A 21125-nucleotide genomic window follows, 5' to 3' on the forward strand; every position below is an offset into this window, starting at 1 on the left:
CGTTTATCCGCTCGTCTTTTATTCGCTCCGGCTTCCCGCTAGCATATCGTCCACGGTCTTCTTGATGATCGCTTCGCAGGATGCTGTAAACGGCGAACAGAGGCCGAAATAATAGTGCGAATCGATCGCTTCGTAACCTCCCTCGACCAGCTGCTCCGCCGTCGGCACATAGCCGATCATGCCGTTGCTGTAGGCGACGGGAAGGACGGCGCCGGCCGAAGCGACCTTCACGTATAAGCCGTAATCCGCGACCATTTCGGCGTTCATGGAAAGAAGCGATAATCCTTCGGCAATATCGAGCCGCACGAGCTCGAGCGGAACCGCCTCACGCAGCAGCGCCCCGTCGTCCAGCAGCTGTCCGGCCCAATCGCTTACTCTCTTATCGTCTAAGGCAACCAGCTCTTCAAGCCTTTCCCTTGGCGGTACACTCTGGAACGGCAGCTCGCAAGCCGCATGTCCCCCGTTCAGCCTCCGAGCGGCAAGCGGATGCAGCGGCTCGGCGAGCACGCTGCCAACCGCTTCGGCAAGCCTCCCCCCAAGCTCCTTCACATCCGATTCATTGCCCGCATAAAATTGGCCGTCACGCACCAAAGCGGGCCGAATATCGCCGCAGCAGCCTTGCAGAAACAACGAGACCGCATCTCCGCCGAGCTGACGCTCAATTTCCGCCATCGCAAACCCGCTGAATTCTGCCGACAGCTTATTCGCATTTGTAACGGTAGGATGACAAGTATAATGAACGAACAGCGCTTTGGGTTCGCCTCCTGCCTTTCGGAAACGAACGACCGTTACCTCATCATCGTGAGGACCTGCCGGATTGGGCTCGAACAGCGCGCGTCCATCCACGATTTTGCGCCGGTTGACGCCGACGCTGCAATGGCCCCGTCCAAGCTCGGCGGTGACTGGCTCCATATTGGCTTGCGCCACTTCGACGCCCTCGTAAAGCTTTTCCTCTAGCGAACGAACGTAGTTTTCGTCCATTTGCCCGACCAGCGGCAGCTTGGCGGTCGTCTGGGGTCCGGAATGACTGTGCGAGGCGGCCAAAATCACATCTTCCTTCCGCAGTCCGAAGCGCTCGGCGAGCTTCGATCGCAATGGCTCCATACGCTCGTTCCCCCACCAGATTATATCGGCGGATGCGACAAGCTGCTTATGCAATCCCCGTTCACTCTCCTGGCCAAACAGAGCGATGCGTAAAAAAATGGGGAGATTTACGCCCTCCATTGCGCCTTTACGTCCGCTGTAACCCGCAAGCGCAATGGGATATTCCGGTGTAATATCCCGTTTAGCCGTACCCAGCAGCAGCTCCATGTATAATTCCCATCCTTCCAGTCAACAATGATACCTGTATTATAGTTGTATCTATTATTTTGTTCAATTGTTTTATGAAGAAATTTGTGCACTTGGAGGCGCGATACAAGTTCTATACAACTCCTCCTTGACTTTCATGCCTACATTCCCTCATCATAGATACATTAAAGCGGTGTATCCGCGCAGAAGAAACCGATTTTACAGGACAGGATGATCGATAGCGTGAAAAGAGAACAAGAATACCGTTATTTGCGGCTTGCGGACATTCTTCGCGAGCAAATATTGTCCGGCTACATCAAACCCGGCGAGTTTTTATTATCCGAAAACGAGCTTTGCAAATATTACGGCATGAGCCGGACATCCGTCCGAAAGTCGCTGGAGCAGCTCTTGAAGGAAGGACTTATCGTCAAAAAAGTCGGCCAAGGCACCATCGTATCGCCCGATGTGGAAACGCAGGCCGAAAAGCGCAGAACGCTGCGGATTTTGGCCGTAACGCCCTCGCACTTTTGCGACATGGCCATGCCTACGATTATCGAAACGTTCGAGCGGCGCCACCCTTCCGTCGATGTCAAGTTACTCCGGATCCCGACTGAGCAATTGTGGACTTCCATCCGCGACAGCCGGGAGATGGGCATCGAGGCCGACCTCGTTTTCGTTGCGGACCGCCACTATAAGGAAGCCGATCCCGAACGCGACATGGTTGAGCTCAACCGTCTGCTGGAAGGGGCCGAGCACGATATGTATCCGCGGCTGCTGGAAGCGTTCAGCCAAGACGGCAAGCTGCTGGCCGTTCCGGTCAGTTTCTCGACCGTGTATTTGGCTTACAATCCCGATATGTTCGATCGGTACGGCGTCGAGCCCCCCCGCCCCAACTGGTCCCGCGAAGATTTCCTGATGGCGGCGAAGAAGCTTACCGTCGATACGGACGGGGACGGGATTGTAGATCAATATGGCTTCTCCTTCCCGCCGGCCATTACCCGCTGGCCCGTTATCGCCCTGCAGAACGGCGTCAGCTTCACCGATTTGAATAGGAGCGGCGAAGCGCTCTTCAAGACGCTTACCTTCATTCACGACATCCTTTACCGGGACCGGAGCGCCACGCTGCACCTTCCGGGAGGCCGTTCCCAGCATTTTACCGCCTTTATGAGGCAAAAAGCCGCGATGATGCTGACCACCGCCATCGAAATCGCTCACTTAAAAAGCGGCGATTTGCCGTTCGAGCCGCGAGTCGCCCAGCTGCCGTTCGGCCCTGAAAAATCGACCATGCTTATCGCCAACATGCTGACCGTTTTGCCGGGCTGCAGCGATATGGAGCTGGCTGCTCAATTCATTCAGGCAGCCCTGGCTCCTGACGTGCAGGAGCAAATCAGCCGGACTTCCGGTTTTCTGTCCGTGCTGAAGACGGTGAATGAGAAGGTTTGGGACCGGCATGAGCTGGAATCGCTCGAAATCGCGAAAAACAAACGGGCTTTCGGACTGTTCCTGCACGAACTATTCGACGATCCGCAGGCAATCGACGAAATCGAAGCCGAGATGCAGCTGTTCTGGTCGGGACTGGAATCCGCCGAAAACGTCGCCGCTCGTCTGAGCGGCCGCCTCGTTTCACGGTCGTGAACAGCTGAAATTTTCGCCTCAAAGGCTAGCCTGCCGTCACGCTCATCCCACTAAGACATATCGGCTTTCAAAGGGACAACCTTGCCGTATGTCCCTCCCTTTAACCGTTTGACGGCCTTCCAAAAACAAACCTCCAATCCGCGTTCACATAGCGGGTTTGGAGGTTTTCTCGTTCGGTTTTCGGCACAGTCTTGCTCCGATTTGACCTATTGCTGCCTTGCAACCGAGATACGCCGGTCATTCGTTCGGAGGCATACGGGTTCAACGGCAAAAAGCCCGCCGCCGCATATGGCGGAGCAGGCTTTACGATATAATCTCGAACCCTACGAATCCAGGTGTCCCAGCCGGTAGCCGTATTCCATCAAACCGTAAAGCGGACCTTGTTCCTCGTCCTTCTGCAGGTCGGCGTTTTTCTTCATCGCCAAGTACTGCTTCCAAACGAGCGGCAGCTTGTCCTCCGGACCTTTGACGCCGAGCAGCAGGGAAAGAAGCGAGCGTTTGTACGCGCTATCCGCCTCAGACGCCAGCTTCGCGATTAGCTCCCAATCCTCGACGCCCGCTTCGTGCAGGTAGCGGACCGCCAATTCGACGAAAACGGGATCGTTGTCCTCCGCCAGCTTGTCCAGCACAAGAGGGGTAACCGTTTCTTGATGTTTCAGCATCTGATCCAAGAGCACCTTATGATTGACTTTATCCGTTTGCTCGCTCATCCGCAATACCAGATTGCCGGCATCGCTGAGGCCTGCTATATGCTCCGCTTCTTCTTTGCCGCGGTTCATTTGTTTGGAAAGCTGATTGACCTTCTCCATCGTTGCCGGGAGCGTCAGCATTCCCCAAACGAGCGCCGGCTGCGATACTTTCTTAAACGGCTGCAGATCGAAAAAGTGTTGGGACAGCTTTGGCGTGTCTAATGCCTCGTACAAGGCGCTTTGCTCTTCAGGCGATTTATTGATGCAGCATTTTTTGTATTTAAGGCCGCTTCCGCAAAAGCATGGTTCGTTTCTTCCGATCGACATAATATCAAGCCTTTCGTGTATAGTTAAAGGTGGGGTCAGCAAGATTATACCAGAAGTTTGCCAAAAGGGAAAAAGGTTAATCCTCATTTTATCCCGTTATTCGACGAAACTCGTCATTTTCATGGCGTATCCGCTATTGCGCTTTTTATCCCTACTAGTCACTTTACATCAAGTACATACCCGCCGTCAAAAAAGAACAGATACATTTCGCTAACCGGACGCTTCCAAATGTGTCCGACAGCCCTCGCATACAGCTCCAGCTGGACCTTGTAACGCTCTCTCAATGCAGCCGGATCGAGACCTTCCGTTCTGTCGGTCTTATAGTCGAGCAGCACGAGGCCCTGCTCGTCCTCGAACAAGCAGTCGATTACCCCTTGGATCAGGACGGTTTCCTCCGCCGCCGACCGGTCCGCATCGGGATAGGCTTCTCCGGCATGCAGCCCGTAACTGAACGGAGTTTCCCGCAGCACCCGTTTCGCGTTCAACAGCCTCTTGCCCAGCGCTCCGGAGAAAAAGGAGGCGATGACGCTGCCGTCAACCGCTTCCGCCTGCTCGCCGGTCAATAGCCGTTTGTCCAGCATCTCCGCGACCGTCGTCGTTACCGTTTCCTCATCGACCTTACCGCCAAGCGGAATATGCTGCATCACCGCATGATAAACGGTTCCGCGCTCCGCGCCCGTCAGCTGCTTTCGCTCCATAAAGCGGGGTCTGCGGAAAGCCGTACCGGCTGCCGCAGCATATGTCCCGTTCTCGTTCCGGAGGAGCTTCGGCTCCACCTGTGCGGCCGGCCAGCCTGCGTCGTCCGCGAAGGCTTCCTGCTTTGCCGCAGCGCGCTCGTGCAGGCGCTTCATTTCGGTAACGCTCGTTTTGGAGAAAAGACGGGAAGCTTCGGCGTGCGGGTATTGCCATGCCAGCCTCCTGTCCACCTCGCTCAGCGAGGCCGCAGCGGCGTTAACGACCGGGCGAAGCTCCCGCAAATCCGCGAGCTTCTCCTCCAAATCGAGCTGCCGCTCGCCGGCCGCCGCGGCCTCCGCTTCGGCAAATGAAGGGCGTACGGGCGAGAAGCGCCATACGGAAGGTTCCGTTCCGAGCCACAGCATCGCTTTCGGAGGCTCCAGTCCGCCGAGCTCCCGAAGCGGCTTGGCGTGCGGATGGCGAATCAGCGCAGGACCGAGCCAGTCCAGATAGCAGCGCGCTTTAGCCAACTCGTGATCGGGCAGCTCGACCGTATCGCAGGAAAGCTGACGTCCCCATCGCTCGAGCTGCTTCTGCAGCGATTGTACGGTACCGAGCAAAAAAAGCTTCTCCCGCGCTCGCGTCAGCGCCACGTAAAGCACCCTCATTTCCTCCGCCAGCGTCTCCAGCCGCATTCTGCGGCGGATCGCCAGCATCGGAAGCGTCGGGTAGCTGACGCGCAGCGCCGTATCGACATACCTTGGACCGAAGCCCAAATCTTTATGAAGCAGGAAGCTGCCGTTCAAGTCCTGCTGGTTGAACATTTTGCCTAAGCCTGCGACGAAGACGACCGGGAATTCGAGCCCCTTGCTCTTGTGGATCGACATGATCCGGACGACATCCTCCTGCTCGCCTAGCGCGCGCGCCGTGCCGAGATCGCCTCCGCCGTCCCGCATCCGTTCGACGAAACGGAGAAAGCGAAACAAGCCGCGGAAGCTAGTCGCCTCGTACTGCCTCGCCCTATCGTACAACGCGCGCAAATTCGCCTGCCGCTGCACGCCGCTCGGTAAGCCGCCTACGTAATCGTAGTAGCCGGTTTCCCGGTAGATGCGCCAGATTAAATCGGCCAGCGCGCCGTGCCTCGCCTCTTGGCGCCAGGCATCGAGCTGCTCCAGAAAACGGCTAAGCCGCGAACGAATCGGATCGTCCTCGCCTGAAGCGTTGTCCGGTTCCTGCACATAAGCAAGCAGAGCGGCAAAAAAACCGTCCCCTTTGCGCGCCAGACGAACCTTCGCAAGCTGCTCGCCCGTCAGCCCCACGAGCGACGAGCGAAGCACGGCCGCAAGCGGAATATCCTGAAACGGATTGTCGATCACCTTCAACAGCGACAGCACCGCCTCCACTTCCGTTGCGGCAAAATATCCGGTGCTTAGCTCCGCGTAAGCCGGAATGCCGAACCGCTTCAGCTCCTCGATGAGGAGCGGCGCCCAGCTTTGCGTGGCGCGAAGCAGAATGACGACATCGCGAAAGGTTGCCCGGCGCATGCCCCCCGCTTTCTTGTCGAACACCAGCATCGGCTGATCGCCGTCCAGTCCCAGCAGCTTTCGTACTTGCAGGGCGATCGTCCGCGCCTCCATTTGCGCGGTTTCGAGCTCCGGCGCCTCGTCCGGGGAATCCCCCTGGTCTTGGCCTTCCTCCTCGTCTGCACCGTCCTCGGAGCGCTGGAAAGCCCCACCCGAACCTTCCCCGCTCGATTCCTGGGAGGACTTGTCGAGCAGAAGCAGCTCTACAGCCATGTCTGCGGCGTAATCGCCCGTTTCCGGATAATTAGCCCCATAGACGAGCTCTGCGCTGCGATCGTACGCAACCTCGCCCACGGCTTCGTTCATCATCTGCTTGAACACGAAGTTCACGGCGTCGACGACCTGTTTCCGGCTACGGAAATTGCATGCCAGATCGATACGCATGCCTGCGCCTCCGCCTTCCTTCTCGTAGGTGCGGTATTTTTCGAGAAAGAGTCCCGGCTCCGCGAGCCGGAACCGGTAGATGCTCTGCTTTACGTCGCCGACCATAAAACGGTTGCCGGGTTTATCCTTAGCGATCAATGCTACGATCGCGTCCTGTACCCTGTTCGTATCCTGATATTCGTCCAACAGCACTTCAACAAATTGGCTGCGGTAATCCAGCGCGGCCTGCGAAGGCATCGGCTCCTCGTCGGACGAATCGGAGCTCGATAGAATGCGCAAGCAATAATGCTCCAAATCGGCAAAATCGAGCAGCCCCTTCGCCGCCTTCTCCTGCTGGTACAGCTCTCCGAAACGGAGCACGAGATCTACCAGCGTTTCCATGATCGGCGCCATATCGCGAAGCTCATCGATATATTGCTCCGGCGTCCGCGTAAACAGCTCCGTGCGCAGCTTGCCCAGCTGCTCCTTGGCGCCGTCGCGGAGCGTCTTTACCTGCTCCTGCAACGCTTTATCATAATGATCGCCCTTGCACGGCTTCAAGCGGCCGAACGCAGCCGACTGCATGCCCGTATACAAAAGATCCCAGGACGCTCCGCAAGCTTCGCGAAGCCTTCCCAGCTGGGCCAGTTCTTCCTCGACAGCAGCCAAGTACGGCTCCGGTCCGCCCGGCTCCCGGCATATGCGCGCAGCATCGTGCAGCAGGCCGGTCATTCCCTCCAGCTCCAGACTTACATCCGCCAGCAGGCTGGCCAGCCACGGATTCGAGCCGTTTTGTCCGGCGGCGCCAAAGCCGGATGCCATCTCGCTCAGCCAGCGTTCCGGCTTCGGATGGCTTCGCGACTCGTCATAAAGCTTCTGAATAAGCAGCATAAGCGGCACGTCGCTGCGTTCTCCGCCGAACGAATCAATAAGCCGGAAGAACGGACTGTCCGCTTCCGAATCGGTGTAGAACGATTCCATCAGCTCCTCCAGCAAGTCCTGACGCATGAGATCCGCTTCCGTTTCGTTCGCGATGCGGAAGCCCGGGTCAAGATCGATGAGCTGAAAATATCGGCCGATGACATCTTTGCAGAACGAATGCAGCGTCGTAATCGAAGCGCGCCCGATCAGCGCAAGCTGGCGGCGCAAATGATCCGAATCCGGCTGCTCGAGCAGCGCCTTCTCCAACGCATCGCGTATACGCTCGCGCATTTCGGAAGCCGCCGCTTTCGTAAACGTCGCCACCAGCAGCCGGTCGACGTCGACGGGGTCGTCCGGATCGGATATGCGTCTTATGATCCTTTCGACAAGCACCGCCGTTTTGCCCGAACCTGCGGCGGCGGCGACCAGCAGATGCTCGCCGCGGCTTACGATGGCGCTCCACTGGTCGTCGGTCCACGTACTGCCGGCCGGCTTCGTTTTAATCGTTGTCAATCGGCTCCCCTCCTTTCCGTTTCGGCAAGACGATCACATTGCTTGCAGCGGTACCGCCTGCATGACCGGCATGCGCTTCGCCGACCGCCTGCCAAACATCGTCCTTGCTTCTTTCCTCCAGCAGCTCGAAGCCATTCCCTTCGAAGCCGGCATCGAATTGGCAGACCGGCTTGTAGGAGCAGAACGTACATGCCAGCTTTTTGCCCATTCGAAAAGGCTCGACGGCGCAATGGCCGTTCGTGATTTCCGTCCCGATGCGCCCGATGACGCGCCGTACATGTCCGCGCAGCTGCTCCCACTGCTCGCCGGTCGCCACCGAGGCGCTTTTGTAAAACCCGCCGTCCGCTTTGACGGCAACCGGAAGCAGGTCGGAATGGCCGTTTTTGTCGGCCAGATCGCCATCCATCAGCCTTACCGCCTCCAGATCGGCCAGTACGAGCCCCCGCATTTTGAATCGTTTGCGCATCTCCGCTTCGACAGCCTGCGGAGGCAGCGCATTGCTGCTGGCAATCATCGGATTGTGCACATGGAAATAAAGCACGCCCCCAGGCTGCGCTTCCGTTCCGAGCCACGTTTCGGCATTCGTCAGCACGACGTCCAAATACGTAAGCATTTGGAGAGAGAGGCCGTAATACACCTCCGACATGCGAAGCGACGTCGGGCTCGATTTATAATCGATAATGCGCACGTACGTTTCCCGTTCGCCTGCCGCCTTGTCCACCCGGTCGATCCGGCCGACCAGTTCCATCGAAAATCCGTTGTCCAGCTCGATCCGGTACGAAGGCAGCGCTTCACCGGGACCGAAGCCGAGCTCAAGCGCAGCCGGTTCGAACGCTCCCCTTCTCGCATGCTCGGCCAAAACGACGGAGGCGCGCCCGACCACATCCTTCAGCTTCCGGGTCATATACCGGTAACGTGAGGAGCTTAGCAAAATTTGCCCCTGCAGGCGCGGTGCGAGCAGGTCGACGATACCGTCCACGCGCTCGGCAAGCTGCTCGGGCGACATTAACCCCCAAGCCAGCCTCTCCTGCTTCAGCTGCTTGGCCAGCAAGCTGAGCGCCGCATGGAACAGCTGCCCGATATCCGGAGCCTCGAGCCGGTAAATGCGGCGCTCGCGAAGCTTTAAGCCGTAGGAGACAAACTGCGAGAATGGGCAGGCGACGAATCGCTCCATCCGCGAGACGCTCGCCCGCAAATGGCTGCCGTAAAGCAATCTGCTTGTTTCGAGGGTTATCGGCCGCTCCTCGTTCGTATAATAAAGCGCACCGACCAGTCCGCTTAGTCGCGTTCGCCATTCAGGCTGACGGATAAACCAATTGTATAAGTTCCACCAAAGCCCTTCGATCGGCACCCCGCGCATCGCATGCTTCAGTTGAACAAGCAAATGGGAGAGCGCGCGCTCGGGATGGGCGACGAAAGCAAGCTGCTCCCCCTCCGGCATTCCGGCCGCCGGCTCGCCGAGCAGAAGCTTTTCCTTGAAGCCCGGAAACAGCGATCTTACCTGCTTAATGACTTCCGAAGGAAGAAGCGACTTGCCTTCTTCGTCCGCCATCGGATAGCTGAGCCACAAATAATGAGAAGGGGCGCACAGCACCGTATAAATTAAGAACTGCTCGTCGAGCAGCTTTCGCCTGCTGCTTTCGGCAAGCGGCAGACCGGTTGCGAGCAGCGCTTCCCGTTCGTTCTCGCTGAGCACGCCGTCTTCGTTCATCGCTTTCGGAAGCACGCCGTCGCTTACGCCCAGCACGAAGGAAGCTTTGACTTGAGCGGAACGGGTCCTGTCGATACTACCGATCAGCACTTGGTCGAGCGAAGGCGGCACGAGTCCGAGCCTTATATTCTCGAGCCCGGTCTCCACCAGCTCGGCGAACCAGTCGACGGACAGCTCGTCACCGCCCATCAGCTCATCCAGCTCGTCAAATATATCGATGACGCTGTCCCATACTTGCGCATGTTCGCGTGCTTTTTCCGGCAGTCCGCCGGCGATGCACGCTTCGCTCCACCGTTCCAGCCTCTCCGGCGCATGAACTTCCACTAAAAGCGCGTATAACGCCTCGGTCATTTGGCGGGCGTTCTCTGCCTCGCGGATTCGTTCCTCGAACCGGGCGAGAGGGTTCACGACCGCATCCCGGCAGGCGAGCAGATTGCGCAATGCCTGCTCCTCCCGGCCGCCGGCTTTCCCGCTGCTCTCCGCCGCTTGCAAGCCGTCTTCGCTCCGCTCGCTCTGAACAGCCGCATCCGCCGCTTCTTCGAGCGAAAAGCTCGTTTTGGAGCGCCAAAACCTCTCGTCGGTCCAGCGGCTTCCTTGTATGCCGTAAGCCAGCACATAGTTTTCGAGCTCGTCCATCGCATGGCGGCCGATTGCAGGGGAATTCGCCCCTTCCGTTTCAAGCGGCAGCAAAAAATCGGTTTTCACGCAGCGGAATACGGCGTCATACCGCCAGCGACCCCGCACGACCTCAAGCGACGAGCGGATTAGCTCGATGAGCGGGTGATGCATCACCGTGCGCTTTTGATCGAAAAAGCAAGGTATCCCGTAATCGGCGAACACCGTGGACAGCAGCTCGCCGTATTCCTCGATATTGCGTACGCGCACGGCGACGTCCCGCCAGCGCAGTCCGCCGTCGCGAACCAACCCGACAATATGTCTGGCGGCGCTCTCCACCTCCGCCCTGCGATGAACGGCGGCGTAAATGCCGATGCCCGCGGCAGCGACTTTCACGCCCTCGCCCGCGGGTTCGCGTTCTTCCTGCGCTTCAACCGGGTACAGCGCCTTGCGCCGCGACAGCCGCAGATCGTAGTTCCGCTCCAGATGCGCGAGCATCGGACTTTCTTTAAAGCGCGGCAAAATCTCTCCGTCAAGCATAAGGACCTCAGCCGTTCCGCAACCCATCTCTTCGATCTGCTCCTGCAAGCGGACCATCGTCATCGCCGTCGGGTGAAACAAATCGAGCTCATGCGGCTTTTCGCCCGCGACGTAAGGCCTGTCGAGGCACAGCGAAACCGTCACGCCCCGGCAATGCTTCATGCAAGCGGCGACAACCGCTTGCTCCTGCGGCGTAAAGCCGAAAAATCCGTCGACCCACACCTCGGCCTCCCTTACCGATTCGCAGTTTCCGAGCCGTGCGGCCAAATGCGCCAAATAATCCTCGCCGTCCAAATAATGGCGGGCAAGCTCCTCCTCGTAATCGCGCAGCACGACCGATAGATCATGAAGCTTGTCCGACAGCAGGGAGGAAATGCCGCGGTTGCCTCGCTGCCGGGAAGTCCCCGTAACCGCCTCATCCCGATGCTCCGGATTAAGGGTTAGCAGATGGCTGTCCAGCCCTTCCGCAGACACGCCGTAACGCTTCAGCTCGCTATACAGAGAGTGAAGCCGTTCGATAAAGCCGATTTGCTCCGCGGAGGCGTGAAACAGCCTCAGCTCTTCCTGACGCTTATGTAAAATGCGCTGAAGCAGCATCATTTTGCCCGTATCGCCAATCGGAACGCGCGCGGTATCCCCGGTCTCCTGCATGACGCGCCAGGCCAGTCGGCGAAAGCTGAGCACCTGTGCGCGAATCAAGCCTTTCAAACCCGGGGTCGAAACAAGCGCATGCTCTGCTTGAAACGTCGCTTGCTCGGGAACGAGCCATATTAACGGACGGCCGTCCGGCTCTTCCAGCAGCCGCTGCCGGATGTCGTCGAGACAACGCCTGCTTTTGCCGCTGCCCGATCTTCCGAGTACAAACCGTATGGTCATGGTGCCTCCTAAAAATCTAGTATTCTATCATATTGCCTGCCGATCGGGTCACTGTAGCGGCCACAGGAAAAGAACGGCACTTCCTGCACCGATTCGTAAACCCGCCGCCTATTGCTTCCGCTTGCTGTTGCGGATCATGACGATCGTGAACAGCACCATCGATAGGAGAAAGACGCCGATAATAAATCCGAAGAACACCCAGCCCGCCATATTTTGCAGCCAGCCGGCCGAAGGATCTTCCCCCTCGCAGGCGCAAGCTTGAACCGCAGGTCCGATTAACGCAACCAAAGCCGAAGCCAAAGCCGCAATTCCGAATGCGGCGCCGATTGCCGCGAAACGTTTTCGCATCTTGCTCATACTCGAATCGCTACTCCTTTATCCCGTTGCCGCTTCCGCAGGCGATCGCCTTGCTCGGAGCGTATAGTCCATTATACCAAGCGTAGCAATAATTCGCTCTATTGCAACACGCAATCGTTTCCAAGAACGGCTGAAACAAGTCAAACCAGGTCTGATACATATATAAATAAATAAATAAATAAAAGACAGTTCGCCGTCGGCCAGAAACCGGCCCTCCGCGTCCTGTCTGAACGTCTTTACAACGCTTTCGTCGTTTCATCCAGCGTTTCCGCAGAAACCGAAACGCGAGATACGGATTCACCGATTTCCTCGATCGTACGGACTAGTGAATCGATTTCTAACTCCAGCTTGTTAATGTCTACCAAATTCCCGTCCATCGAGGACAAAATATCGTCGAATACCGCTCTCGTTTCCGCCGATTCCGATATTCGCTTCAATTAGCGGCTGAATGGCTTTCATGATCCGCAAATCATCGATAGTCAAAGCAATCATCTTGATTTGGTCCGCGAGCTCGCTGTTCGGCATCGCCGCAAGCGTCGCTTCCGATGCTTGCGCCTGTTCCGCCAAACTTCCCTGCTTCTGCGGCTTCATCTTTCCAAAAAACGGAAATACGCTCGTAAGCGTATGATACGGACACTTACCCAAACCTGTCACCGTCCTCCAAATCGAATGCCGTCCGTACGAGCCGGTCCGTCTCCTTAAGCTCGCGAATGCTTCCCGCGCCTATGCCGAACATCGCAATGCGAAGCTCAAGCTCCAGTCTATCGAACAAGCGATCGATCAGTTCCTCCGAATCGACGGCAGCGGCCAGCAACGAGCGGCCGAAGCCGGCCAAATCCGCGCCGAGCGCAATCGCCTTGGCCGCGTCGACACCGTTCTGCACCCCGCCGCTGCCGATCACGACCGCTTCCTGCACGGCCTTTCTTACCTCGCGAACGGATACCGCAGTCGGAATCCCCCAATCCGCAAAAGCTTCGGCAGCCGCCTTGCGCACCGCATCGCGTGACCGGTGCTTCTCCACTTGGCTCCAAGACGTGCCTCCCGCGCCTGCCACATCGATAAACGATACCCCCGCTTCGTTAAGCCTTCGCGCGGCTGCGCCGTCGATTCCCCAGCCTACTTCCTTAATGCCGACAGGGACATGCAGCGACCGGCAAACCGATTCGATCCGGCTGAGCAGCTGACGGAAATCCGTATCGCCTTCCGGTTGGAAGGCCTCCTGCAGACTGTTCAAATGAAGGACGAGCGCGTCCGCTTCCGCGAGCTCCACGGCGCGTCTGCAATGATCGACGCCATAGCCGTAATTGAGCTGAACCGCTCCGAGGTTAGCGATGACGGGGATCGAGGGAGCAATCGTTCGGATACGAAACGTATCAGCCAATTCCTCTCGTTCGATGGCCGCACGCATAGAGCCAAGCCCCATTGCCCATCCATGCCGTTCCGCCGAGGCGGCCAGACGCCGATTAATTGCTGCCGCTTCCTTCGTTCCTCCGGTCATCGAACTGACGAGCAAGGGAGCACGCAGCGTTTTATCCAGAAAAACGGTCGATAGCGAAATGTCCGGCAAACTTAGCTCCGGTATGGCATTGTGGCGAAAGCGGTATCGCTCGAAGCCGGTGCGGATCCGCTCCCCGCTCACCTCCCGGTGCAAGCAAATGTCAATGTGCTCCGCCTTTCTCGTTTCGGTTACGGTAGCGCCGTCATCATATACGCCCGCGCCTTCTTCCTGCTCGGTCTCGGGCTTCCGGCCGCTCAAACCTGCCTCTGCTTTCATGTGCTTCCCCTCTCGGTTATCCCCCATTTTTCCGGTCGTTCCAGCCTCTTACAGCCGCTTCGCCATTCCCCGGAAATCTACTGGTTCTAGCATAACACAACGCGCCGCTTTTCCAAAGAATCACGCTTGTACCGGGCGGTTTCCGCCCTAAGGCCGATCGGCAGCTATGACACCTCAGGGAGTTCAGCCTGTCTTTTTTCACCGGCGACAATAGGACATGTCTATTCCGACAAGGAAATAAGGTATAATGAAGCAGACATGCCATTTTTGGAAATTGAGAGGAGCCTACTCGGTGAAAATTACGTATTTGGGTCATTCGTGTTTTATGGTGGAAGCGGACGGACGCCGCGTTGTCATCGATCCTTTTCTGACTGGGAACCCGCTTGCCGCCATGAGAGCGGAAGACGTGAAAACGGATGCCGTCCTACTGACGCACGGCCATTCCGACCACATCGGGGACGCTCTTGCGATCGCGCTTGCCAACGATTGTCCCATCGTTTCGAATTTTGAAATCGCCGCTTATTTCGCCGCTAAGGGCGCTAAAACGATCGGCATGAATACAGGCGGCAGCTGCTCGTTCGAGTGGGGCTCGCTTAAATGGACGCAGGCGTTCCACAGCTCCAGCATCCAAGCCGATGACGGCACGCTTCTTTACGGCGGTCAAGCCTCCGGCCTGCTGCTGACGATGGGCGGCCGAACGTTCTATCATGCCGGCGATACCGCTTTGTTCAGCGACTTGAAGCTGATCGGCGACCGTCATGCCATTGACGTTTGCGCGCTGCCGATTGGAGATTTTTACACAATGGGACCGGATGACGCCCTGCAGGCGGCCGAATGGGTTCATGCAAAGCTTTCCATCCCGGTTCACCACAGCACGTTTCCGGGGATCAAGCAGGACGCCCGCGCTTGGGTGGAACGTTTGGAAGCCAAAGGCTTACGCGGCATCGCCCTTGAGCCGGGCCACGCGGCAGAAGCCTAGAATACGCAATAGACTTACGCGAGCATGCAAACAACTATGATAACAAAACTTTAGATACCACATGCTGTTACCGGAGAGACGAAGCTTTCCGCAAATGCAGATGAATATCATGGAAAGATACGTTTTGAATCGTCATACATAAAAGCCGGCGACAGACGCTCGCGTCCGCTGCCGGCTCTTTTATGATTGCCAATTTTACAGACTGGCGTCGGATCCGACGCCGCCAGTCGTCTTCATTCGAAGGACGCTGCGGTATTTCACGAAGCTGGCCACGCGCCACGGCACCAAATAACAGACCGCCAGCAGGAAGAACAGGAAGATGAGCGTCGATTGGTCGATACCGCCGATATAACTGCGCAAACCTAGGCGGATGATCAGCAGTCCGGCAAGCGCAGCGACAAATGCTTTGCTTCGCTTCGCATATATGTTGCCGTCCTCGCGCAGCTCGTAATTGGTCGTCAGGATCATCGGTACGGAAAGCAGCAGACCGAGCGCTACCGTAACTGCCGCTTCCGCGACCGTCACGTGAATGTCCGGGTTCGACAGCTGCAAGAAGCCGAAAGACATGAATAGAAGCGGCAAAAAAATGCGGATTCCCGAGCCTTTGATCGGCACGCGCATCGCTCTCGTCCTGCGCCAAAGCACAAGGCCGAAAATGAGAATTACCATGTAGAATGCGGAATTGTTCGTCATTAGGATCACCTTTATCCCGAAAGTTGAATGAAACGTTTATACGTAAATTGTAACTCCGGGAAGACGCCCCGCACAAATGACTTTTTGCACCTTCTGCGCTGACGAAAGTAAGAACGGCCGTAGCTCGTCGCTACAGCCGCCTTATTTCTATTTGCTCGTTACCTCGAAAATCGCGAATTTCAAGTAGTTTCCTTCGTCCACGCCGAGAACGTGCGGATGATCCTTGCCTGCGGCGCGCCACTCGATCAGTCGGAGCCGTTTGCCCGCATCGACGGCCGCTTCCTGAATCGTCTGCAAAAACAGCTCCGGCTTCATATGATACGAACAGCTTGCCGTCACGAGAAAGCCGCCTTCGTTAACCAGCTTCATCCCATGCAGGTTGATGTCCTTATACCCTCGGCATGCGCCCTCGACCGCGCCGCGCGACTTGGCGAAGGCGGGCGGATCCAAAATGACGACGTCCCACGTTCGTCCGCCCTTGTCGAGCGGCTTGGAGGTGTCCACCTTCTTCTCGCCGGCTTGCCCGCGCTGGATGCGCTGATCCACTCCGCGCACCTGCTCGCGCAAGTAATCGAAGGCGTCTGCGACGACGAATTCGACGCGGTCCTCGAAGCCGTTTAGCGCTACGTTACGGCGGGCGCTCTCCACGGCATGCTCGGAAATGTCGAGGCATGTGACCTTTTTGGCGCCATATTTGCAAGCATGAAGCGTAAAGCTTCCGGTGTGCGAGAAACATTCCAGCACGTTCGCGCCGTCCCAATAAGGGAAAGTGACGACTTTGCCGTTAGCGTTTACGGGTACGAGACGAGCCGCTTCTTCTTTTGCCCGTGTCTCTTCGGACGCTGCATCCGCGCCTGCCGCCTCGGGATTCTCCTTCAGCTCGATGCCGCTACGCCGTCCCCAGCCGGTCATGAGCGGTTCGATCGAAGCGCGGTTTTCGCGCTGGTCGAAAAAGTACCCCGTTTTTTGCCCTTCCTCGATGTCCACTTCAAGCTGGAGGCCGTTTTCTACAATGCGTACATGACGCGGGCATTGTCCGTATAGCGGTCCTTTCGTTTGCGCCAGCCCTTCCAGCTCCCGCACCGAAACGTCGCTGCGCTCATAAATGCCGGCAGGCTGCAGGAGGTCGACGAGCGCATCCGCTATGACGCTGCGGCGGCTATCCATGCCGAACGTGAGCAGCTGCACCACCAGCACGTCTGCAAACTTATCGACGACGAGCCCCGGCAGCATGTCGGCTTCGCCGTGAACCAGACGAAACGAATCCGTGTTCTTTACGAAACGGCGGCGAAGCTCCAAGCATCGTTTGAACCGTTCCGTGAAAAAAGCTTTATCCATATCCGCAACCGGCGAATAGGAGACGACGCGGCTGACAATTTGCGATTGCGGGTTGTAGTAGCCCGTCGCCAAATAAGCGCCTTTATGATTATGGATCGGCACGAGCGACCCGGGAGCGGGTTCGCCCTCCACCCGGTCGATTTCGCTCCGGAATATCCAAGGATGGCCTTGCTCCAGTCTTTTTTTACGCTGTTTGTTTAATAGGATCATTAGTCGGTTTTCCTCTCCGTTCTCTAACATTCACTCGCTTCCTTCCGTCATTCCTGCGGTTGGCCAAGCATATAATGGGATGATTGCAATGGAAGGGAGACAAGCAGCGATGTTGCATTCCATAATCGTTCCGCTCGTCATGGGACTCGCCATATTCATTACCGGCATGAAGGTCATGGAGCTTTCGCTGCACGCCCTCGCCGGAAACCGGCTGCAGCGCTTCCTGGAGCGGTTTACGCGGACTCCCGCGCGCGGCATGCTCACCTCGACGGCGCTTACCGCAGCGCTGCAAAGCAGCACGGCCGTAACCGTCATCACGATCGGGCTCGTCAACGCCGGCTTGATGAGCTTCCCCCAGTCGCTCGGGATCATCCTCGGCACGAACATCGGCACGACGCTGACGACCGAGCTGCTCGGCCTCGACATCGCCAGGTACGCGGTGCCGCTGTTCGCCGGCGGAGCCGCCGTTTGGCTGCTCGCGTCGCTGGCGGCCGTGCTCGCGCCGACGAACGAGCGGGCGCTGCGCGCCGCCCGCTCGTTCCGCCATGGCGCCCTGGCGCTGTGCGGCTTCGCCTGCGTCCTGATGGGCATGGAGACCATGCAGACGGCCATACCCGCTCTGCGCGAGCGGGGGGCCTTTGCATGGCTCGTCCAGCAGGCGCAGCACAGCGACCTATGGGGCGTCATGGCGGGCGCCGCGATCACCGCGCTCATCCATTCGAGCGCGGTGATCATCGTGATGGCGATGGGCTTGGCCGCTTCTCAGGCGATCACGCCTGAGCTCGGCATCGCCATCACGATCGGCGCCAACGTCGGCACGTGCGTCACGGCGCTTCTCGCAAGCATCGGCGGCAGCCGCGCCGGCACGTGGGTCGCGTGGAGCCACGTCGCGCTTAACGTAGCGGGGGCCGCGCTGTTTTATCCGTTTATCGCCGCACTCGCCGCATTTACCGGCTTGTTTGCTTCCACGCCGGCCGAGCAGGTGGCCCATGCCCAGACGATTTTTAACATCGTCGGCTCGCTGCTCGCCCTGCCGTTCTGTTATTTATCCGTGTGGGGCAGATTGAAGACACAGTAGTCAAGAAGACGGTCATTCCCTTAGTAGGCTGTCCCGCCTGACGTTCCGGTTACGATCGCGATGCCCGAGCTCGTGCCGATGCGCGTCGCGCCGGCCTCGATCATCGCCAGCGCGGCTTGCGCATCCCGTACGCCGCCCGATGCTTTGACGCCGATTGCCGGCGAAACCGACGCACGCATAAGCCGGATGTCGCCTACCGTCGCGCCGCCGGGTCCGAAACCGGTCGACGTTTTCACGTAATGCGCGCCCGCCTGTTCACTGAGCTTGCAGGCGATTCGTTTCTGCTCGTCGTTCAGATGGCCGGTCTCGAAGATGACTTTGACCAGTGCGCTTCCGTCCACCGCCTCGACGACGCCCCGAATATCTTGTTCGACGGCCTGGTACTCGCCGTCCAGCAACCGGCCGACATTCAAGACCATATCGATCTCGGAAGCGCCGTTGGTTACGGCATCGGCCGCTTCAAACGCTTTCACCGCCCCGCTCGCCGCGCCGAGAGGAAATCCGGCAACGACGCTGATCCGCACGCCGGAACCGGTCAACCGCTCCCGGCAAAACCGCGTCCAGCCGCCGTTCACGCAAACGCTGTAGAACCCGTATTCCACCGCTTCATTACAAAGCCTTTCGACCGCTTCGGCGCGGGCGTCCTGCTTAAGAAGCGTATGATCGATATAAGAGGCAAGCGATTTTCCTTCCGCGGTCCCCGTCATCTAGTTCACCTCGTAGCCGAGCCGCTGCAGCGCTTTACGCAGCACAGACTCGTTATTGCCGTATCCGGCATGCTTTTGCTTTTGCCAAGCGTCAAGCGGATGGAGCCACTCTACGCCGCGAATTTCTTCGATTTGGGCCTGCAGCTCGCCGCCGGTCGCTTCAACCAAATAGTAGTGCACCTCTTTGTCGACGACGCCGATCTCCGGCAGCGTAAATTGATAGGCGATCGTTTCGAGCGGCTCGACGATTCGTCCTTCGATGCCCGTTTCCTCTAAGATTTCCCTCAATGCCGTCTGTTCGACGGTTTCGCCCTGCTCCATCTTGCCCTTAGGCAACGTGATTTTGCCGTAACGATCCTGTATCATTTGCACTTGCAGCGCCTCGTCTTTATGCCGGTACACCACACCGCCTGCCGATATTTCCTTCACGTTCCCATCCTCCTGTAGTGATCCCCGCAAACAAACGCTAAATCAGAGATTGCCGGCGGGAAATCGTTTTGTAAGAAGCTTCGAATAATTGAGAGTCTTTATTTTAACGCCTCATAAGAATCTGAGGATTCATTATGGGAATACCCCTTATATGAAAAATAAGGCCTCAAAAACCTGCTATCTCTTTTTGCAGCTGCCCTTCCTTCCGAATAGCGTCCTAACAGTCCTCTACTTGCGGAATCAAGAAGGAGCCCCATTATGTACGCCTGGGACAAGAGAAGGATTTCATCCCCCGAAAAAGCCGGAAACGAAATCCTTCCTACCCAAGCTTTATGACCGGCCGGAGGCCGAGCTTCGCTAGTACCAGTTTACCCTTATTTCCAAAATGAACCCCTGCAAAAAACATCCCGCCGCAACAAGCGCACCGCTCCGCAGTCTTCAAAACCTCTGCGACAGACGCGAGACGATTAAACGAAAGCCGCCGTTTTCATTCCCGGAGCTGGCGCCAGCGTACGAACGAACGAGCCTTTGCACTCGTTGACGCCCGCTTCGGTGATCTTGACGTTGACGAGCTGCCCGATCATCGATTCCGGTCCTTCAAACACGACTTGCAGATAGTTGTCCGTATAGCCCATGATCAAGCCGCTGCCCGGCGCTTCCTTGTAGGCGCGCTCCGGAATGACGTCCAGCACTTGACCGACGAAAGGCTTCGCATATTGCAGCTGCATCCGCTCGGACAGATCGATCAGCTCGTGGACGCGGGCGTTTTTGATTTCCTCGTCGATCTGATCCTCCATCCGCGCAGCCGGCGTTCCGGTACGTTTCGAGTAAGGGAACACGTGCATTTCGGCGAATTGCATTTGCTCCATAAACCGGTACCCGTTCCGGAACATCTCTTCGGTTTCCCCCGGGAACCCGACGATGACATCCGTCGTAATGGCGGCGTCCGGCATGATTTTATGAATCAGCTCGATTTTGCGTCCGAACTCGGCTGTCGTATATTTGCGGCGCATGCGCTTCAATACGTTGTCGTCCCCCGCCTGTAGCGGGATATGGAAATGGCGGCACATTTTGTCCGACCCTTTCAGCACCTCAAGCACCTCGTCGGTAATTTGGCTCGCTTCGATGGAACTGACACGGAGGCGGCTGATGCCGTCCACTTTGTCCAAGTCCCAGAGCAGCTTCGCCAGACTGTAGCCTTCGATGTCCTCGCCGTAGCCGCCCGTATGGATACCGGTCAGGACGATTTCCTTGTAGCCGGCGTCGACGAGCTGCTTCGCCTGCTGGATGACGCTCTCCGGCTTGCGGCTGCGGAGCAGGCCGCGCGACCATGGAATAATGCAGAACGTGCAAAAGTTGTTGCAGCCTTCTTGAATTTTCAAAAACGCGCGCGTGCGGTCGGAAAACTCGGGAACGTCCAGTTCTTCGAATTCCCGCGTCTTCATAATGTTGCGAACGGCGTTGATCGGCGTACGCTCCGCTTGAAACTGCTTGATAAGCGGTATGATTTTGTCGCGGTCCTGCGTTCCAACGACGATGTCGACGCCGGGAATCGCTGCCACCTCGGCAGGCGACGTTTGCGCGTAGCAGCCCGTTACGGCGATGATCGCCTCGGGATTGCGGCGGATTGCGCGGCGGATAACCTGCCGGCTCTTCTTGTCCCCCGTGTTCGTCACCGTACACGTATTAATTAAGTACACGTCTGCCGTCCGTTCGAAATCGACCTGCTCGTAGCCCTCGTTTTTGAACAGCTGCCAGATGCCTTCGGTTTCGTAAAAGTTAACCTTGCAGCCAAGCGTGTGAAATGCAACCGTCGACATAT

The 21125-nt window shown here is 57.6% G+C and carries 16 protein-coding genes and 1 pseudogene; 3 read left to right on the forward strand and 14 right to left on the reverse strand.

What is annotated here, in order from left to right; all coding sequences use genetic code 11:
- Positions 1–18 precede the first annotated feature (18 nt).
- The gene (locus ACKGJP_RS24185) at positions 19–1311 is read right to left on the reverse strand and encodes a neutral/alkaline non-lysosomal ceramidase N-terminal domain-containing protein (protein ID WP_409341352.1); all 1293 of its coding nucleotides are present in this window, start codon (positions 1309–1311) and stop codon (positions 19–21) included.
- Positions 1312–1533: 222 nt separating this feature from the next.
- Between ACKGJP_RS24185 and ACKGJP_RS24190 the strand changes: the two genes are divergently transcribed.
- Positions 1534–2925 carry an extracellular solute-binding protein gene (locus tag ACKGJP_RS24190; protein WP_409341353.1) on the forward strand — a complete coding sequence of 464 codons (1392 nt, stop codon included), beginning with the start codon at positions 1534–1536 and terminating at the stop codon, positions 2923–2925.
- Between the two features lie 323 nt (positions 2926–3248).
- Here the strand turns inward: ACKGJP_RS24190 and ACKGJP_RS24195 are convergent, their stop codons facing one another.
- From ACKGJP_RS24195 to fni, 8 genes and pseudogenes are all read right to left on the reverse strand, one after another.
- Positions 3249–3848 (reverse strand): hypothetical protein, encoded by a 600-nt coding sequence (locus ACKGJP_RS24195; RefSeq protein ID WP_409347356.1) that lies wholly within the window; start codon positions 3846–3848, stop codon positions 3249–3251.
- A 30-nt stretch (positions 3849–3878) separates the two neighbouring features.
- Positions 3879–4028, reverse strand: a pseudogene (locus tag ACKGJP_RS24200) (SEC-C metal-binding domain-containing protein); the annotation flags it as partial.
- Positions 4029–4099: 71 nt separating this feature from the next.
- Positions 4100–7996: a helicase-exonuclease AddAB subunit AddA gene (addA, locus tag ACKGJP_RS24205; RefSeq protein WP_409341354.1), complete on the reverse strand. Its 3897-nt coding sequence runs from the start codon at positions 7994–7996 to the stop codon at positions 4100–4102.
- Complete coding sequence (gene addB, locus ACKGJP_RS24210; protein WP_409341355.1) at positions 7983–11738, reverse strand: helicase-exonuclease AddAB subunit AddB; 3756 nt, start codon at positions 11736–11738, stop codon at positions 7983–7985. The genes addA and addB overlap by 14 nt, the downstream gene beginning before the upstream one ends.
- A gap of 108 nt (positions 11739–11846) precedes the next feature.
- Complete coding sequence (locus tag ACKGJP_RS24215) at positions 11847–12095, reverse strand: hypothetical protein (RefSeq protein WP_409341356.1); 249 nt, start codon at positions 12093–12095, stop codon at positions 11847–11849.
- A gap of 236 nt (positions 12096–12331) precedes the next feature.
- On the reverse strand, positions 12332–12460 hold the full coding sequence (locus ACKGJP_RS24220; protein ID WP_409341357.1) for a hypothetical protein: 129 nt from the start codon (positions 12458–12460) through the stop codon (positions 12332–12334).
- Positions 12447–12740, reverse strand: a complete 294-nt coding sequence (locus tag ACKGJP_RS24225; RefSeq protein WP_409341358.1) for a hypothetical protein — start codon at positions 12738–12740, stop codon at positions 12447–12449. The genes ACKGJP_RS24220 and ACKGJP_RS24225 overlap by 14 nt, the downstream gene beginning before the upstream one ends.
- The gene (fni, locus tag ACKGJP_RS24230) at positions 12733–13869 is read right to left on the reverse strand and encodes a type 2 isopentenyl-diphosphate Delta-isomerase (protein ID WP_409341359.1); all 1137 of its coding nucleotides are present in this window, start codon (positions 13867–13869) and stop codon (positions 12733–12735) included. Before fni ends, ACKGJP_RS24225 begins: the two co-directional genes overlap by 8 nt.
- Before the next feature lie 292 nt (positions 13870–14161).
- Here fni and ACKGJP_RS24235 point away from each other — a divergent pair, with 292 nt between their 5' ends.
- Complete coding sequence (locus ACKGJP_RS24235; RefSeq protein WP_409341360.1) at positions 14162–14848, forward strand: metal-dependent hydrolase; 687 nt, start codon at positions 14162–14164, stop codon at positions 14846–14848.
- Positions 14849–15043: 195 nt separating this feature from the next.
- Here ACKGJP_RS24235 and ACKGJP_RS24240 read toward each other — a convergent pair whose 3' ends face one another.
- Both ACKGJP_RS24240 and ACKGJP_RS24245 read right to left on the reverse strand, forming a co-directional pair.
- Positions 15044–15541 carry a CcdC family protein gene (locus tag ACKGJP_RS24240; RefSeq protein ID WP_409341361.1) on the reverse strand — a complete coding sequence of 166 codons (498 nt, stop codon included), beginning with the start codon at positions 15539–15541 and terminating at the stop codon, positions 15044–15046.
- Positions 15542–15688: 147 nt separating this feature from the next.
- Positions 15689–17089, reverse strand: coding sequence for a class I SAM-dependent rRNA methyltransferase (locus ACKGJP_RS24245; RefSeq protein ID WP_409341362.1), 1401 nt, complete (start codon positions 17087–17089; stop codon positions 15689–15691).
- On the opposite strand from ACKGJP_RS24245, the gene ACKGJP_RS24250 reads away from it, so the two are divergent.
- Positions 17073–18167 (forward strand): Na/Pi cotransporter family protein, encoded by a 1095-nt coding sequence (locus tag ACKGJP_RS24250; RefSeq protein WP_409341363.1) that lies wholly within the window; start codon positions 17073–17075, stop codon positions 18165–18167. The two genes, ACKGJP_RS24245 and ACKGJP_RS24250, sit on opposite strands and share 17 nt — an antisense overlap.
- Before the next feature lie 20 nt (positions 18168–18187).
- Here the strand turns inward: ACKGJP_RS24250 and deoC are convergent, their stop codons facing one another.
- The 3 genes from deoC to mtaB form a co-directional block, all read right to left on the reverse strand.
- Positions 18188–18874: a deoxyribose-phosphate aldolase gene (deoC, locus tag ACKGJP_RS24255; protein ID WP_409341364.1), complete on the reverse strand. Its 687-nt coding sequence runs from the start codon at positions 18872–18874 to the stop codon at positions 18188–18190.
- On the reverse strand, positions 18875–19303 hold the full coding sequence (locus tag ACKGJP_RS24260) for an NUDIX hydrolase (protein WP_409341365.1): 429 nt from the start codon (positions 19301–19303) through the stop codon (positions 18875–18877). It lies immediately after the preceding gene.
- A 467-nt stretch (positions 19304–19770) separates the two neighbouring features.
- Positions 19771–21123, reverse strand: a complete 1353-nt coding sequence (gene mtaB / locus ACKGJP_RS24265; RefSeq protein ID WP_409341366.1) for a tRNA (N(6)-L-threonylcarbamoyladenosine(37)-C(2))-methylthiotransferase MtaB — start codon at positions 21121–21123, stop codon at positions 19771–19773.
- Positions 21124–21125 lie beyond the last annotated feature (2 nt).

This window comes from Paenibacillus litoralis (genome assembly GCF_046244365.1).
In the GTDB taxonomy this organism is placed as follows: domain Bacteria; phylum Bacillota; class Bacilli; order Paenibacillales; family NBRC-103111; genus Paenibacillus_V.